This is a genomic window from Endozoicomonas sp., from assembly GCF_965196975.1.
Lineage (GTDB): Bacteria > Pseudomonadota > Gammaproteobacteria > Pseudomonadales > Endozoicomonadaceae > Endozoicomonas.
On record NZ_OZ239981.1, the window covers coordinates 4,365,958 to 4,383,753 of the forward strand.

A 17,796-nucleotide genomic window follows, 5' to 3' on the forward strand; every position below is an offset into this window, starting at 1 on the left:
CCTTCTAGAGCGAGCTGTATTTCTTACGGAGTCGATGACGCACCATCTCCGCCGCCGTGTTAACCACAAAGGTAAACAGGAACAGCACCAGAGCGGCAAGGAAGAGAATTCGGTAATGGCTGCTACCCACTGCAGACTCAGGCATTTCAACGGCAATATTGGCCGCCAGCGTCCGCATTCCTTCAAAAATATTGGCATCCATAATGGGTGTATTGCCTGTCGCCATCAAAACGATCATGGTTTCACCCACAGCCCTTCCCATACCAATCATCACTGCAGAGAAAATACCCGGACTGGCCGTTAACAGAACCACACGGGTCAGGGTCTGCCATGGTGTTGCGCCCAGAGCCAGTGAGCCATAGGTCAAGTGTCTGGGTACGCTGAATATCGCATCTTCCGCGATGGAGAATATGGTTGGAATAACGGCAAACCCCATGGCCAGTCCTACGACCAGGGCATTACGCTGGTCATAGGGAATACCCAGCTCTGTTGTCAGCCAGGTTCGCATATCGCCATCAAAGAGCCACAATTCAAGGTTGGAGCTGAGTGACATGGCCAGGGCACCACTGATTAACACCACGGGAACCAGTAACCCGGCCTGCATACCATCAGGAATCCGGTGACGAATGCTTGAGGGCAAGCTGTCCCAGCCAAAAGCAAACATCAGGATGCCTGCTGGCACAAAGAGCAACAGGGCAAAAATACCCGCCAGCTGATTCTCAATCAGAGGCGCCAGCCAGAGTCCAGCAAGGAAACCAAGAATGACCGTTGGCAGGGCTTCCATAAGCTCGATAACCGGCTTTACCTTTCTGCGCATGCCCGGAGCCATGAAGTAGGCTGTATAGATTGCCGCGCAAATCGCCAGAGGTGCTGCCAGCAACATGGCGTAAAACGCCGCCTTGAGAGTCCCAAACGATAAAGGCATCAGGCTGAGCTTGGGCTCAAAGTCATTATTGGAAGCAGACGACTGCCATATATAATCAGGCTGACTGTAAGACTCATACCAGACCTTTCCCCAGAGGGCTGACCAGGAAATTTCCGGATGCTCATTCTCAATGTTCAGGAACTGAGTCTCGCCCTGACTTTCCAGAATCAGATAATTTCCTCTTGGTGCTACGGCCATTTGGTCAATTCGACCAGTGGAGAGAGGCTCCACCAGCAGAGAACGGTTTGCTGTCGTGTAAAACAGGCCTACCTGACCATTAACATCCGAAGCCAGAAACCCCTTGCGCCGGTGCTCTGGAACAATCTTATCAACGGGATCATTACTGAGACTGAAAGAACGAATATTCTTAAGGTTCTGGCTGCCATCTTCGCGAACCATAAACCACTGAACGATATTGCCCTCGGAGTCACCGACCAACAGGGACACCCCGCCTAACAGGAACGCCAACTCGGTAACGTCTACTCCCTGGGCAGTTAGATTGAGCGTCGCGTGGATATAGGGACGATCAATATTGCTGATATTGATAACCGTCAGTTGACTGCTGCCACTGAGGACGTAAAGCCAGGTTTGTTCGGGATCGATGAGCAACTGGCGGATTTCAAGATCATCTTCCACAGAAAGCCCACTGATAACGGGCAGTACGACTGACTGCTGCTCAATAGTGACTGACTCGGTTAAGAAATCTTCTTCCTTGTTAAAAACATCCATCAACAGCTGGTTATCGATGCTGGCGGCAACCAGGAGCCTTTCATCACCATCACTGATCGCCAGCTGTGAAACCGGGGCTGAAATATCGCTTATGGAAAAGGGCTTCCTGTCATAGGGATAGTTGACTTCTGGTGTGATCTTCCGGCGGTCATCAGGCCAGGTGATCTTATAGCCCTGCTCAAAAAGGATGATCTCACCTGTAGTGAGACCCGCTGCCATTAGATTAGAACCGGAAGCATCCTTTACCACCCGGGACACACCACTGCCTCCAGAGACGGGCAATGACTCGCTCTGTAGCCATTCACCGGTTTCCGTTGAGAAAAAAAGCAGATTACCAGAAGCCTCTGCTTTCATTGCGACCTCTGCCTGCTCCTCAACGGACAGAAACATGGGGACGTTTTTCTCGTCGATGGAGATCTGGGCCGATGGGTAAGAAGCAACCTGCGTAATCTCCGCACTTTTGAATAGCGGCAGAACCTCATAAAGCAGGTAAAAGAAAATCAGGAGAATCGCCAGAATCACACCAAGACCACCGGAGGCAACCCCCCAGCGGGCAAGACGGTCTTTTAAGAAGCGCAGAGAACGATATTTTTTTAGTGCCGGTGTATTGAAATCAATACCCGGGCTGTTATCTATCGATTTTTGATACATAGCGCAAGCCGGATTAAATCATGCTCGTAACATACAGAATCAATATGACAGTAATGTGACAATGGAGAATTTCACTCCACGCATGGCAGATAAAAATAAGTATTTACTAACCCAAAATCATCCTATTTGAAGGCCATCTCATATGACTGTGCTCTTTCCAGAGCATCTAACTAAATTGAGATAAACGCATTGGTTTTTCATAACCATAAAGATAAAAAATAATTGCCTGAACAGATAGATCATTGTAATTTAGCGACTGCTAAGGGTTGCTGTAAGCATAAAATTTCTGAGCTTACAGAGCTGTTGTAAGAGCATAATGATCAGAGAAAATAACGATGTTGCCCAGAAAGCTACTAACCATGCGAAGTGCTGACACCCGATCAGAACAGTGTAACTCTGCCCTTTCTATTGCCTCTTCCCTGCATTCCCACCGACACCATCTCCACCATTGATCTAATGGTTCGGTCATGCCCGAACACATTTACTTTTATCGCTTGAGCTTCTAGCCTCAATGTGGAATATAAAAATTCCCAACTAGAAAAAAAGATCTCAAGGCAAAACTAATCGCTGGATGCGACTGCTCTTAACGAGCTCTACGCTGATCTGCTACGGATTGTGCTGTGGATTGAAGTATCGCAAACCAATATAACAAAACTGGATTACTATGAACGCTGTCATTTTGGCTGTTGCCATCATGCTGACCTTGAGTGTCTTGCGTGTAAACGTTGTACTCGCACTTTTTCTGGGTGCTATCGGTGGTGGTCTTGCAGGAGGACTGGGGTTTGATGCAACGCTTACTGCTTTTACCGAGGGCTTGGGGGGTGGTGCCAGCATCGCCATCAGCTACGGTATGCTGGGTGCCTTTGCCATGGCCATCTCCGCATCTGGAATTCCCCAGTGGCTGGCTGACCGTATTATTCAGCGGGTAGCTCGCACTCACAAAACCGCAGGTATCCGAATCTCGATCCTGGGAAGTATCCTTCTGATGGCATTTGCTTCTCAGAACATTGTACCTGTCCACATTGCCTTTATTCCCATTCTGATTCCACCGCTGCTGGGCGTTTTCAGCTCTTTACAGCTGGACCGCAGAGCGGTGGCGAGCACGCTCTCGTTTGGCTTGATTGCAACCTATCTGCTGGTACCCATCGGCTTCGGGAATATCTATCTGACCCAGATCCTGGCGGGCAATCTCAACGATAACGGCTTGAACATTGACCCAGACCTGATGCCATCCGCCATGGCTCTACCGGTACTTGGCATGTTTATTGGTCTGCTTGTTGCCGTGTTCTGGACATACCGGAAGCCTCGCCATTACCACATTGAAGAGAATGCCCTGGAAACGGCTGAAGAAAACCAGCAGTCCATGGAGCCAAAGGCAGTTTTGATTACTCTGGCATCCATCGCGGCAGCACTCGGTGTTCAACTGTTCACAGTCTCTATGGCCATGGGTGCAGCCACAGGCTTCATGATGATGATCCTCGGCGGCATCGTAAACTGGAGAGAAGCGGATGATGTCTTTGCCCGAGGCGTAAGAATGATGGCCCTCTGCGGGTTTATCATGATCTCTGCATCCGGCTTTGCTGAAGTGCTGAGAGCAACGGGGGATATTCCGGCTCTGGTCGCCATGGTTGAGGAACTGGTGTTTGGCAGCAAAGCGCTGGCTGCGTTTCTAATGTTGGTTGTCGGGTTACTGATCACCATGGGTATTGGTTCTTCATTCTCGACCATTCCCATCATTGCGACACTCTATGTCCCTCTGGCACTGGCCCTTGGCTTTTCGCCTCTGGCTACAGCAGCGATTGTTGGTGCATCCGGTGCTCTGGGTGACGCAGGCTCTCCAGCCTCGGACTCTACCATTGGCCCAACCGCCGGGCTTGATGTCGATGGGCAGCACGACCACATTCGTGACACCGTCATTCCAACATTCATGCACTACAACATTCCCATGATCCTATTTGCCTGGATTGCAGCGATGATTCTGTAATCAGCAATGATCATTGGCCAAAGGCTCGTCTCAGCCTATGGCCAATGATTTCCTGTGCACAGGTACTTTAATCTCCTTCCTGCTATATCGTTAAAACAATCCATTCCAAGCCACTCTCCATTTTTGCCAATACTGTGGTCGCCAGTACAACTGTTGGTTACCACTTGTATGACTCAAAAAACATCGATACTAGATCTGATCGGCAATACCCCACTTATCCGGCTGACCCACTTTGATACTGGCTGCTGCCAGCTATACATCAAACTGGAATGCAACAACCCCAACGGCTCAATCAAAGACAGAACGGCGCTGAACATTATCAACACAGCAGAGAGCAAGGGAGAACTGAAGCCCGGGCAGGAGATTATTGAAGCAACCGCAGGTAATACCGGCATAAGTCTCTCAGCCATTTGCCGTGCCAAAGGTTATCAGATGAATACGGTCATACCTGACAAAATGAGTCAGGAGAAAATAGATCTACTCAAGATGATGGGCGCTAACGTGATTCTCACCCGTTCAGATGTTAGCCGTGGACACCCTGACTATTATCTGGATCTGGCAGAAACACTCAGTCAGCAAAAAGGATACTTTTACACCAACCAGTTTGCCAATAAGGCAAATATTGAAGCCCATTTCAAAACCACTGGTCCGGAAATCTGGCAGCAAACCGCAGGCAAGGTAGATGCGTTTGTCTGTGGTGTGGGTACAGGAGGCACATTGACCGGTGCCGGCCGCTACCTGAAAGCTCAAAAACCAAGAGTAGAACTGATTCTGGCAGATCCCGAAGGTTCGTTGCTGGCAGATAAGGTCAACAACGTTCCAGAAAAAACGCCCGGTAGCTGGCTGGTCGAAGGGATCGGAGAAGACTTTGTCCCTGATAACTGCGACCTGTCTCTTGCTGATCAAGCCTTCACTATTTCAGATCAAGATGCCTTCAGGCATACAAGAGCACTCTTTAACAGGGAACTGATTCTGGCGGGCACCTCATCAGGTGTTTTACTGGCGGCAGCACTGAGATATTGCCAGCAACAGACCACCCCTAAAACCGTAGTTACCCTTGCCTGTGACACTGGCTACCGCTATCTATCCAAGGCATTTAATCATCAGTGGCTTGAACAGCATCACCTGAGAGGAGAACTGGAAAGCCTATGACCAGTAAAAGCATGCGTTTTGCTACCCTTACCATTCATGGTGGCCAAGAGCTTGATCCGGTTACCGGTGCAGTTATGCCCGCTATTGTGACCTCGTCCACCTATGCACAGCAGGCTCCCGGGCAACACACCGGGTTTGAGTACTCAAGAAGCCAGAACCCTACCCGTTTTGCCCTTGAGCGCCTGCTGGCCAGCCTGGAAAATGGCCGGAAAGGCTATGCCTTTGCCTCAGGTCTGGCCGCTATTGCCACCGTTCTTGAGCTACTCAATCACGGTGACCATGTGATTGCTATGGATGACCTGTATGGTGGCTCTTTCCGCTTGTTTGACCAGGTACGCAGAAGAAGCGCCGGTTTGTCATTCAGCTTTATTGATATGTCTGCCCCACAGGCTTTTCAGAGAGCCATTCAAAACAATACCCGAATGATCTGGATAGAGAGCCCAACCAACCCTCTACTTAAACTGGTTGATATCGAAGCCATCTGTGACCTGGCCCGGAAACGAAACATTCTGGTCGTTGTGGATAACACCTTTGCTACCCCATTTAATCAGCAACCACTGAATCTTGGGGCAGACATTGTCGTGCACTCAACCACAAAATACCTGAACGGTCATTCTGACATCATTGGTGGTGCAGTGATTATTGGTGATGATCCTGAGCTCAATGAACGGATGACTTTTCTGCAGAATGCCATTGGCAGTATTGCCGGACCATTTGACAGCTATCTGGCATTGCGTGGCATCAAGACGCTGGCATTACGCATGCAAGCCCATAACGATAATGCTCAGCAACTGGCCGAGTGGCTGGAAAGCCACCAGCAGGTAGAGAGCGTTATTTACCCCGGCTTAAGAAGTTATCCACAGCATGATTTAGCTAAGCGACAAATGACAGGGTTTAGCGGAATCATCTCCGTGTTAATAAAGGGATCACTTGAGGAAACCTCACGCTTTTTCTCCAGACTGAAGGTATTCACTCTGGCCGAAAGTCTTGGGGGGGTGGAAAGCCTGGCTGAACAGCCTGCCATTATGACCCATGCCAGCATCCCTCCCGAGACCCTCAGACAGATTGGTATTCACGACAACCTGATCCGTCTCTCGGTTGGAATAGAGGATATTGATGATCTTAAAAAGGACCTTGATCAGGCATTACTGATCAGTTGAAGGGATAATACTAATGAAAAAAGCCACTTAAGACAGTGGCTTTCAATCAGAAATCAATTTATTTATTGGCAACTGTCGTATTATCAAGTCCGAGCTTAGCCAGGTATTTATCAACAACCTTGCCTGGCAGTGGGATATAACCACCCTTCACAACCACTTCCTGCCCCTGTTTAGAGAGCACCAGCTTAACAAACTCACGCTCAAGTGGAGATAACGGCTTGTTAGGCTGCTTATTCACGTACACGTAGAGGAAACGTGAGAGAGGATAACTGCCATCAACGGCATTCAGCGGCGTCGCTTCTACGAAAGCCTGCCCCTCTTTCTTCGCCAGCGCAACGGTTCTTACGCTGGAGGTTTTGTAGCCAATGCCAGAGTAGCCAATACCATTCAGCGATGCAGAAACAGACTGAACAACAGAGGCAGAGCCAGGCTGTTCATTCACACTGTTTTTGAAATCCCCCTTACACAGAGCCTTCTTCTTGAAGTAGCCATAAGTACCAGATACCGAGTTACGTCCGTAGAGCTGCACAGAGCGGTTCGTCCAAGATCCACTCAGACCGATATCACCCCAGGTCTTTACTTGACTGTCTGCGCCGCACTTAAGGGTTGATGAGAAAATCGCATCCACTTCGGCCATGGTCAGGCCTTTGATGGGGTTATCTTTGTTCACAAAGACCGCCAGCGCATCAATGGCCACAGGAACGGCCGTAGGCTTGTAACCATGCCGCTTCTCAAAGGCTTCCAGCTCTTTGTCCTTCATTTTCCGGCTCATGGGGCCAAAGTTTGAGGTACTTTCTGTCAGTGCGGGGGGGGCAGTAGAAGAACCCGCAGCCTGAATCTGAACATTCACATTGGGATAAATGCGCTTGAAATCTTCAGCCCAGAGTGTCATCAGGTTAGCCAGAGTATCTGAACCAACGGATGACAGATTGCCGGATACGCCACTGGACTTATTATACGCTGGCAGAGATGGATCCAGCTGGCTGGCCATTACCGAACCACTGGCCAGTGCCAGTGCCGCTGCACTTACGAGTTTTTTTATTTTCATCATTTGCTCTCCAGGCTTGGCACGCCCTGTTCGATTAACAGCACCTTCTAATAATTCAGGGCTATCAAAGATTGATCTGAGGCGTGAGCCTCCTTGCTTGACTTCTGGAAACCAAATATAGAGCGCGAATATGACAATTCTGTGAAGACAGAAGAATTATCTGGATAAAAAACATGCGGAGAGACGGTCAAATTGATCCACCATCACTGGACAGCCTATAATAGCTTCGCTTAACGCCTTCTGTTTACTGCAGTTTTTTTGATCAAGACATTCTATAACACCAACAATAAATCAGAAGCGTTGAACAAAAATAATGATAATAACAAGTAGCCAGTATCGAGTGTTCTGGCTGCCGGGGGAAAGACAGTATGAATCCCGCCTGGAAATACGTCAGGTCGGTGGTAGCCGCTATCGACCAATTCACAGAACGTACAGGAAGATTAATCAGCTGGCTGACATTACTGCTGGTATTTGTCGTCTGTACCGTAGTGGTTCTGCGCTACCTGTTAAATATCGGCTCCATCGCCATGCAGGAATCAGCCATGTATCTGCACTCAATGGTCTTTCTGGGAGCCAGCGCCTACACACTCAAGCACAATGGCCATGTCCGGGTTGATGTTTTCTATCGAACCATGAGCCCCAAAAAGCAGGCACTGGTTAACAGCCTGGGCACGGTTTTCATGCTGATACCGGTCTGTCTGTTTGTTGGCGTGATGAGCTGGGATTATATCGCACGCTCCTGGCACATTCTGGAACGATCTTCGGATCCCGGAGGGCTGCCTTTTATCTATCTGCTGAAAAGCCTTCTCCTGGTGATGGTGGTTACCCTTCTGCTTCAGGGCATTGCCGAGCTGATGCGTTCCCTGATGATCATTACCGGTAATGACGTCAGTCAGGAGAACAGATCATGATGGATGCCATTCCTTTTTTGATGTTTGCCACCGTCTGCCTGGTACTGCTGGCTGGTTATCCCGTGGCGTTTTCACTGGCAGGAACAGCCCTGCTGTTTGCCGGAGCTGGATCGCTGTTTGGCGTATTTGATCTCTCGTTAATGAATGCCCTGCCCAGCCGGCTGTTTGGTGTGATCACCAACCAGACGCTGATCGCTGTACCGCTGTTTGTCTTTATGGGGGTGATGCTGGAAAAATCCAAAGTGGCAGAGAGCCTGCTGGAAAGCATGGCCCGGCTGTTTGGTAAAACCCGGGGGGGGCTTGGCCTCTCGGTCACCGTTGTTGGTATGCTGCTGGCCGCCAGTACCGGAATAGTCGGAGCCACAGTCGTCACCATGGGACTGTTATCGCTGCCAACCATGCTCCGTCGGGGATATTCCCCCGCGCTGGCGACCGGAACTATCTGTGCAACGGGTAGCCTTGGGCAGATCATTCCTCCCTCCATAGCCCTGGTTCTGCTGGGCGATGTCTTATCCAGTGCATACCAGCAGTCACAGATCAAAATGGGCATCTTTTCACCGGATACGGTTTCAGTTGGTGATCTGTTTGTCGGAGCCATTATTCCCGGCTTACTGCTGGTTTTTTGTTATGTCGTTTATCTGATCATTGTTGCCCGCGTCAAACCTGATGCGGCACCGGCACTGACTGATGATGACTTGGAAGCCATGAGCAGTAACAGCTCTCTCTTGTTCAGTCTGTTACCACCTCTGTTGTTGATTGTCGCTGTTCTGGGCTCAATACTGGCGGGAGCTGCAACACCGACAGAAGCAGCCAGTGTCGGTGCCGTAGGCGCAATCCTGCTGGCGATTCTGCGCAGACAACTCAGCATCAATACATTGAGAGAAGTGGTTCGATCAACGACACAAGTCACCTGCATGGTTTTCCTGATTTTGATTGGAGCCTCCATCTTTTCCCTGGTGTTTCGAGGCTTTAATGGAGAAGAGCTGATTCACAGTTATTTTGAGGCCATGCCCGGCGGAGTATTTACTGCCGTATTGATTGTAATGCTGGTGATGTTTCTGCTGGGCTTTATTCTCGACTTTATTGAGATCACTTTTGTCGTCGTGCCCATGGTTGCACCGGTGCTGCTGGCTATGGGGCTGGATCCGGTTTGGTTGGGGATTATGATTGCGGTCAATCTGCAAACCTCTTTCCTGACACCGCCTTTCGGTTTTGCTCTTTTCTATTTACGCGGAGTTGCACCGCCAGAAGTGGCCACATCCGATATTTACAAAGGGGTGATCCCGTTCATTATTATCCAATTGCTTGTTTTGTGTGCGTTAGCTGTATGGCCAGAGTTGGCAACCTGGTTGCCAGACAAGGTTTATAGCTAAAAAAGCATGGTGACTAAAGCTATAGCAAAAAGGCCGCATTTAATGCGGCCTTTTTGCTATTTTCCACTCACTGCTTCTTCTGATTATTCCCCTTGGTAGCATTCCTATCTACCTTATTTTTTGTCTTATTTCCCCTAAAACCTTCAACCCATTCTTTTTCCGCCTCTGCTCGTGTCTTATATTGAGCTTCTCTGTCTTTCCTTTTATTTGCAGCATCAGCCTGCCTTTCAAGGAAAGTCATCTCCAGCGGGCTCTTTGCTTTTTCTGTGGACTGTTCTGCACTATCATCTGATTCAACTTCAGCATTCGTAGGAATAACAGCCTTTTCTTCAGGGCTTTCTTCGAGATTGCTATTTTCTGCTTCCGAGCCAACTCCAGCAAGATTACCACTTGGAAGATTATCAAATGACAACTCATCAACTATTTGCTCTGGTGTATCAATTCCTGAGTCTCTGGACATTGTTCTCTCTAAAACAGAGACTGGTATTTCCTGTTCAATAGTTGCATCAAAAGATACAGGCTCATCAAACCCATCATCAACCCTTGGTTCGGCACTTAATTGTAGATACGCTTCCCCAGTAGTTGCTCTTTTATCTGTATCGTTATCGGTCAGATTAATAATGCATCTGATATAGTCTCTTGTCCATGGAGTAAGGGGTATTTTAAGCTCTTTCAGGAGTATCTCTTCTTTTTTATCGGGACTTAATTCAGCAAAACCTGCAGTATCCTTTTCAAAGCTTCCTGTTTCTCCATCAACATGGTCTTCGAAGATTTGATTTGGTGTTTTTCCAAATGCCATGAAACAAAGAATTGCACCTACTGCCCATGAATCATCCTTAACATCAGGGAAACCATTAATTTTATAGGCTTCAGGCGACATATATCCATCAGATCCAGTAACACCATCATTCTCTTTATTCTTAGCGTCATCAACATGTACAGCTGTAGAGAAATCAATGAATCTAAGTTCAACCTTACCATCTCTTTCAACACGCATTAAATTTTGTGGTTTCAGATCACGATGCACTAAACTATTCTCGTTAAACAGCATTGCTCCTCGACATACTTCCAACGCATGGGTACGAAGTTCATCCTCTGTCATTGGCGTTCCAGAAATATCAAACTGTTTTAGATACTTGTCAAAATCTTCTCCATCAATATATTCAAGAGCAACTGCCTCAAGATCAAAATCTTTAGACTTTAGCTCAAAATCCTCCATCGAATAAATGGTTTCAATATGTTTGTCTGCTTTATGTCGGATCACTCCAAAATAAGCTTCAACAACAGGAATTCCTTTATTCTGTACTAAAAAAGAACTCAATTCACTTTTATCAAGTGGATTACGACGCTTAACTTTTAAAGCAAATTGTTTTTCACCTGTTGTTGATGTAACACGATATACTCGACCAAATGCTCCCATGCCTGTAAAGTGCTTGTCTTGAACAAAACCATTTTCTTTTAAAAAATCACGAATAGGAATGCTATTACCAACCTCTGCAATCTCAATTTTTCTTTTATTGAATACCTCTGCAGATGTTTCACCCGTTTTAACAGGAGAACTATCAGAGCTTAATATATAGCCAGATTGATTTGGATCAATATTCATTTTCTATTCCTTCCCTGGAATGGGATATCAAAGACTGTGATATTTGATCACCCCATTGAGGCACTTAATCTTATATGATTGACACTATAATTTAGCAATCTAAGTCTTGCATTTAAAATAAGACATTAAGTAATTATTAAGAATAAACCATTAAAATCTAAACTGTACAACAACTGTAAATCAGCAAGTTATCGTAGTTGACATAGGCTTCCCTATCATTTATTTCCTGTCTCAAACATATTAAAGTATTGACTAATAAAATCATACATCTTCTATTTTCATCAAAGTCACAGAATTTTGACACATTTATCGATGCTTAATTCTGCCTCAATATTCTCTTTTTCACCCTAACAAATCCCAATTAATAAGAAGCATTATCAAATACCTATAAAGGGTGAGTAAATAATGATATCCACGGTTAATTCCTATATCCCTACTGCAATAACCTGTGTAGAGAAAAGCAAAAAACCATCCATATGGATGGTTTTTCATGGTCATTAGGTTAATTATTATTTGAAGTACTAAACAGCCACTCTGGTAACCCAAAATTAAGCCAGCTTAAAGACTCAGCACTTTTTTCAGCTTCGCGTTTCTCAAACTCATCGAGATGTGCACAAACCTCCCACTCATTTAAATCCAGGTCAGAATCTGAGTAGGGTGCTCTCTCAATTTGATAACTGACTCATAGGTTAGCTTCAACCTTTCCAGTCATGAACTCAGACCAAAGTTGTTCCCAGCGCCCCTTACTCTGGATCAGTGCTCTTGTTGTCAAAAGCACTTCCGCTCCTGTTGCTTTCCACCTCATTCCAGAACCACATAATCGTTGCTTTACCAGAGTCTTACAAGCCGCTTCAGTAACTCCTGAACCTATTGGCCAATGGCGTTTAAGCGCCTGATGATAATTCATTAACTGGTGATTGTTTGTAAAATAGCTCACAGCTTTGTAGCGCTTCTCTGTCAGTGCGATTGTCTTTTTCGGGAGCTCGGCTGATTCAATTTCCTGAAGGATTTTTTTGGCTGCTCCACGCTTGTTTTTCAAACTATGTAGCCTGTCTTCAAGCCACTGGTGTCGCTTCGCCTTACTGGTTGGAAACAGTGCTTCCGCTGCTCCAGCTAAATATTCAGATGCATGATAAAAATCGAGTATCTGCCCAGAGGTATGTTGTTTCAAATAACTCCAGTTTTCTCTAGCCCCGTCAGCTACCCCGATGTATGTGGCATTTGGGTAGAGTCGTTTTAGATCTGCAATCTCCTCGTCGAGCTTGCTCATAAAGCTTTGTTTACCATACTCTGGCGAACTGGCTGTATATATCGTGTGGAGCCTGTCTCCATCTGCAGAATATAGGCTCAATGTCCCACACATGGCTTCCCTCCAGCCTTCTTCACAAAGCAGCATGCAGGTTCCATCCAGACCAATGGCTATTGTTTCAACAGGCTCTTTTAGTGGAGGAAGGTGGTAGTGAGTGTCTTGCTGGTCTTCAATTAATGCACCTACTCTGTCCGATAAATGCTTGATATAAGAATTTGAAAGCGTCCTTTGATGGTTGGTCTCAAAATCTTCTTTTACCGCAGGCGCTGGCATCTGGCTGTATTTCCAGGCGATAGACTTGGCAAATTTGGGGGTAGCTGAACCAATAATACCGGCACGAAGATCAAGTGCTGCCAGAGTACTGCCACCTCTGACACCCTGATATACGGAGCGCTCCAAAGGTATACGACCGTATAAGGTTTCATAGTGCTTAAGAACCTTTCCTTTGTAGTTCCACTTCTGCTGATTAACGACGATAGGTTCTTTATTGGGTGATTCAAATAGCCCCAATAACTCTTTTGTTCCAAGCTGCCCGGCTTCATTGAGTGCACGCTGTAAACTATCTTCAAGATTCAGCATGTTGCCTGAATCTATAGAAACTTCAATTTGCAAAACGATGCTTTTGGTAGAGCTGGAAATAACAGAAGCGGGCATGACAGTTAACTATTATGAGTGGTGTTCCCATAGTAGCTGTGAAAATAGAGCACTATTGTTTCAATCATTCAGAGAGAGCACCCTCTGAGTACGGATCATTGCTGACAGCTTCGACCTCTTTGCTTTTAGTAGGAGCTACCTGTTCTGATGAGTCTTTGTCAGAGGCTATCTCATCATGAACCTCTTTCCCATGGAATCCTGCAATTTTCTGAAGCCTGTTACAGGCTTCTTCTGTCGAGATTCGATCATCAGGATTCGATTTTGTCAGTGCAACAATAGCATCCACTAATTCTCTGTAATCCCCAGCAACATCTTCATCGAAATAAGCAAGTATTTCTTCAGCCTTTTGCTCATCACTCCAGTCAGCAAACAAGGCTATCTTTTTCAGATAATCTATCCCTCCAAGAGTTTCGTCACTAAGACCTTTTTCGTCTGCATCACTACTCTCTCCATAAATCTGATCCGGTGTTTTCATAATAATAAGATCTGTAAGGAGTGCACCAAAGCTCCAGGAGTCTGCTTTTTTACTGTACTTATGATTCCAGGCTTCATGGGCTATGTACCCCTGAGTTCCCAGTGGCGTACCTTCTTTACTTGTTTGAGCACTAAGCTTATCAACCTGACTCTCTGGACAAGAGCTGCCAAAATCAATCAGCTTAACGGTGACTTCACCTGTTTTTTTATCAACATTAACCCTCACATTGTCAGATTTAAGATCCAGATAGACAAAATTTTTATTAACTGCCGATATGGCCTGACCAACTTTAGCTGCAATTGTTCGTGCTAAGTCATAAGGAATAAATTCATCTCTATCAGCAAAGTCATCCAGGTATTTGGATAAGTCAGTTCCTGAAGCATACTCAGACAGAACCAGCATCAGCTTACTGGTTTTGGTTTTGCCTTCAATAGAGTCCAGAGATGTAATAACTTCCAGCTCTCCGGTTTCTTTATCTTTGACCAACCCCATGTACGTTTCTGCAACATTTTTATCATGAATCTGAAGTGGGTTCAGCTCAGAAAAGTCCAGCCCTTTCTGATGACTAATAGCAGTTTTCATTACACACAAATTCTTAGTCTTCTCTCCATCCACAGCATGAACTTTACCAAAGTCACCTCGGCCTAATTCTCTTCTTTGGTGGAGTTTATTCTTATTCAAAAAATCATCTACAGACGTATATTTTGACGTTACATCAATGCTCTCCAACATTCTTTTAGAAGAAAAACAAGGCACTTCTTTTCTGGCTGAAATGGCATCCGAATGACTTGGAGAAGATAAATGCACGTGATCATTGGCTACTACAGTGCTGGTCAACATATTAAACCTCCATCCCTGGTATTTGTCCTGATCTGACTGAGGTTAAGCAGTAGGTATACTCCAACCGACCAGAATTCATTTACCACTAAAGTATTAGAATCTATTCAAGAGAGTTGCTCAAACAGTCGTTATTGGTTAATTCCTTATAACTTACAATGGAGTTATTTTTTTTTAGATAACAATATGGTTACTATCACTAACTACTGGGGAACTAATTAAGATTTCCAACGATGGCACTAATAAACAATGCTTTTTTGTCATGCCATCGCTGTTTACCAACAGGAGCTTCAACCACCTTTTTTTAGTTAAAAAAACAATAAAAACACTCTATCTATAGCTCTCACAACCCCTCATAGGCCTGCGATACTGAACTCCGTCGCACCAGCAAGGGCTGAAAACGTGTTGATACACCACTTTCAGGACCTTCCACACACAATCTTGCGGCATGAATTGCCATGCTCTCAATCGGGCTGCGAACAGTGGTCAGTCTCGGGGTGAAGTAACACTGGGGCAAAACATCGTCGAAGCCCACCACAGACAATCTATCCGGTACTGAAATGCCGTGATCAGCAAATACCTGGATAGCTGCAGCAGCAAAGAAGTCGTTGTAAGCAACCAGTGCAGTCACCGGAAGCCCTTTATTTAGCAAGTTGGTTGCTGCCAATGCACCACCATGCTCACCAAAAGGTACTTCTTCAACCCAGTCAGGATTAACGCTGATACCCGCTTCTTCCAAAGCTTTCTGATACCCGAAAAAGCGCTCAGCCTTATCGTCAATTTCAAGTTCACAGCTGATATACGCGATATTTCGATGCCCATGATCCAGTAAATGCTTGGTTGCCAGATACGTGCCCTTGCGATTCTCCAGCCAGACGCACTGCTCTTCCATACCCGGAACATAGCGGTTAACAATGACAAACCCTGGGAGCTTGCTGGCAATCCGTATTAACTGATCATCACTCATCGCTTTACTGTGCATCACGATATTGCGACAGCCTTTGTTCAACAGATAGTTCAGTGCCTCCTCTTCCAATTCGGGATCGTACTGGCCACTGGCAACAATTAACTTACGTCCGTATTTCCGGGCAACTTTCTCTACGCCCTGAGTCAACAAACCAAAGAACGGTGAGTTGAAGTTACTGAGGATCAGTCCGATCGTATCTCCACCCTGGTTTATGGACAGACGACGATTATCTTTCGTTTGATAACCCACCTGCTCCATGGCCTGTTCAACACGGGCAATGGTTTCTGGCAGAACACTTGGGGAACGGTTGATGACCCGGGACACCGTAGCGGTTGAAACACCGGCGGCTTTCGCAACATCATTAATGGTCGACATGGAGATACTCTCTACTTCTTATGTAAATTACATCAAATCCCCTCACATTCTTTCATTGATTTACATCATAAAACGGGATCAACAATGCGAATATGATGCGCGCATCTGTGAAATAGTGATCATCTGGCGGTGTAAATTACATGAGTACTTCACAAACGGTTAAAGAAACCTCTGCGGGCCTGGCCCTTGTTCCCATATTTTCCATGCTGCTGTTGCTGATGGTTGGCTATGGTGTTTACGGGCTGCCTATTGAAGCACTGCTGCTCACTTCTGCCATTATTGCTGCCGGTGTTGCCTGGAAACAGGGTTACAGCTGGGATGAAATTCAGGAAGCCATTGTTGAACGACTGGCAAAAACACTGCCAGCGGTTTTCATTCTGGTGCTGGTTGGTGGCCTGATTGGTAGCTGGATGATTGGCGGTACTATCCCCATGCTGGTGTATTACGGTCTGAAAATTATCAGCCCGGAATACCTTCTGCTGACCTCCTTCCTCGTTACCTGTCTGGTCTCTCTCTGCACCGGCACTTCCTGGGGTTCTGCAGGTACCGTCGGTGTTGCCCTGATGGGGGTTGCCGCTGGAATGGATGCTAATCTTGCTGCGGTTGCTGGCGCTGTGGTTTCCGGTGCTTATTTTGGTGACAAGATTTCGCCACTGTCGGACAGTACCAACTTTGCCCCGGTTGTTGCAGGAACTGACCTTTACTCGCACATTCAGCACATGCTGTGGACGACACTTCCTGCATTTATCCTGGCAGCAACGGTATTCTTCTTCTCAGGCACCAGCGGTGTTTCTTCAGAAACCCCGGAAAAGGTTGTTCATATTCTGGCCAACCTGGATCAGCTCTTTACCCTGAATATTTTCCTGCTGCTGCCACCGGTTATTATCCTGTGGGGTGCTATCCGCAAGCTGCCAACCATCCCTCTGATGATCGCGGCCATTGTCGTTGGTATTATCAATGCGGTTGCTATCCAGGGCTTCAGTCTGGCAACGGCACTCAGCGCCATGCTGAACGGCTTCAACAGCAGCATGTTTGCTGATGCGGGTCTGGGCAATATCACTGTCATCAGCGATGTTATGACTCTGGTAAACCGAGGCGGCCTGTTCTCCATGATGGGCATGGTTCTGCTGGTGTTCTGCGCCTTTTCATTCGCCGGTACCCTGGCACTGACCGGTGGCCTGAAGGTTATGGTAGGCATGCTGGCAAAAGGCATCAAAGGCATCAAAGGCACCGCCAGCCTGATTGCTGCAACCATTGCCACCACCTTTACCGTGGTATGTACAACATCTGATGGCAAGCTGGCTCTACTGATTCCTTCTGAACTGCTTCGTGATACTTATAAGCGCATGGGACTGGATGCCAAAAACCTGTCCCGCACCATTGAAGATGCCGGAACTGTTATAGAGCCTCTGGTTCCATGGACAAACGCCGGTGTGTTCATGGCCGCCACACTGGGTGTATCGACCCTGGATTACCTGCCATGGGCCATCCAGAACTACGCTGGCGTGATCTTTGCCATGATTCTGGCCACCATGAATATCGGTATCGCCAGACTTAACAACGATGCCAAAGAGCCAGGTTTAAAGCCAACCCCGCTACCGCTTAACAATTGCTAGTGAAAGGAAAGCCCCCACCGGGGC

12 protein-coding genes are annotated in these 17,796 nt (G+C 46.8%); 6 read left to right on the plus strand and 6 right to left on the minus strand.

The window, feature by feature from the left end:
- Nucleotides 1–4: 4 nt before the first annotated feature.
- The gene (locus tag ACOCLE_RS19595) at nt 5–2,305 is read right to left on the minus strand and encodes an ABC transporter permease subunit (protein ID WP_419533891.1); all 2,301 of its coding nucleotides are present in this window, start codon (nt 2,303–2,305) and stop codon (nt 5–7) included.
- A gap of 664 nt (nt 2,306–2,969) precedes the next feature.
- Here ACOCLE_RS19595 and ACOCLE_RS19600 point away from each other — a divergent pair.
- From ACOCLE_RS19600 to ACOCLE_RS19610, 3 genes are all read left to right on the plus strand, one after another.
- Entirely contained in the window at nt 2,970–4,289 is a 1,320-nt protein-coding gene (locus tag ACOCLE_RS19600) for a Na+/H+ antiporter family protein (protein WP_419533892.1), read from the plus strand.
- A gap of 168 nt (nt 4,290–4,457) precedes the next feature.
- A complete protein-coding gene (locus tag ACOCLE_RS19605; RefSeq protein ID WP_419533893.1) occupies nt 4,458–5,441 on the plus strand; it encodes a PLP-dependent cysteine synthase family protein in 984 nt (327 codons plus the stop codon).
- Nucleotides 5,438–6,601: a trans-sulfuration enzyme family protein gene (locus ACOCLE_RS19610; RefSeq protein WP_419533894.1), complete on the plus strand. Its 1,164-nt coding sequence runs from the start codon at nt 5,438–5,440 to the stop codon at nt 6,599–6,601. Before ACOCLE_RS19605 ends, ACOCLE_RS19610 begins: the two co-directional genes overlap by 4 nt.
- Nucleotides 6,602–6,659: 58 nt before the next feature.
- Here the strand turns inward: ACOCLE_RS19610 and ACOCLE_RS19615 are convergent, their stop codons facing one another.
- Entirely contained in the window at nt 6,660–7,649 is a 990-nt protein-coding gene (locus tag ACOCLE_RS19615; RefSeq protein WP_419537235.1) for a PstS family phosphate ABC transporter substrate-binding protein, read from the minus strand.
- A 368-nt stretch (nt 7,650–8,017) separates the two neighbouring features.
- On the opposite strand from ACOCLE_RS19615, the gene ACOCLE_RS19620 reads away from it, so the two are divergent.
- Both ACOCLE_RS19620 and ACOCLE_RS19625 read left to right on the plus strand, forming a co-directional pair.
- The gene (locus ACOCLE_RS19620; protein ID WP_419533895.1) at nt 8,018–8,560 is read left to right on the plus strand and encodes a TRAP transporter small permease subunit; all 543 of its coding nucleotides are present in this window, start codon (nt 8,018–8,020) and stop codon (nt 8,558–8,560) included.
- Nucleotides 8,557–9,933 (plus strand): TRAP transporter large permease, encoded by a 1,377-nt coding sequence (locus tag ACOCLE_RS19625; protein ID WP_419533896.1) that lies wholly within the window; start codon nt 8,557–8,559, stop codon nt 9,931–9,933. Before ACOCLE_RS19620 ends, ACOCLE_RS19625 begins: the two co-directional genes overlap by 4 nt.
- Nucleotides 9,934–10,000: 67 nt before the next feature.
- Here the strand turns inward: ACOCLE_RS19625 and ACOCLE_RS19630 are convergent, their stop codons facing one another.
- From ACOCLE_RS19630 to ACOCLE_RS19645, 4 genes are all read right to left on the minus strand, one after another.
- On the minus strand, nt 10,001–11,539 hold the full coding sequence (locus ACOCLE_RS19630; protein WP_419533897.1) for a protein kinase domain-containing protein: 1,539 nt from the start codon (nt 11,537–11,539) through the stop codon (nt 10,001–10,003).
- A 682-nt stretch (nt 11,540–12,221) separates the two neighbouring features.
- Nucleotides 12,222–13,502 carry an ISKra4 family transposase gene (locus ACOCLE_RS19635; protein WP_419532972.1) on the minus strand — a complete coding sequence of 427 codons (1,281 nt, stop codon included), beginning with the start codon at nt 13,500–13,502 and terminating at the stop codon, nt 12,222–12,224.
- A 64-nt stretch (nt 13,503–13,566) separates the two neighbouring features.
- Nucleotides 13,567–14,817 (minus strand): protein kinase domain-containing protein, encoded by a 1,251-nt coding sequence (locus ACOCLE_RS19640; protein WP_419533898.1) that lies wholly within the window; start codon nt 14,815–14,817, stop codon nt 13,567–13,569.
- A gap of 340 nt (nt 14,818–15,157) precedes the next feature.
- Entirely contained in the window at nt 15,158–16,156 is a 999-nt protein-coding gene (locus ACOCLE_RS19645; RefSeq protein WP_419533899.1) for a LacI family DNA-binding transcriptional regulator, read from the minus strand.
- 140 nt (nt 16,157–16,296) lie between these two features.
- Here ACOCLE_RS19645 and nhaC point away from each other — a divergent pair, with 140 nt between their 5' ends.
- Entirely contained in the window at nt 16,297–17,772 is a 1,476-nt protein-coding gene (nhaC, locus tag ACOCLE_RS19650; protein ID WP_419533900.1) for a Na+/H+ antiporter NhaC, read from the plus strand.
- Nucleotides 17,773–17,796: the final 24 nt, after the last annotated feature.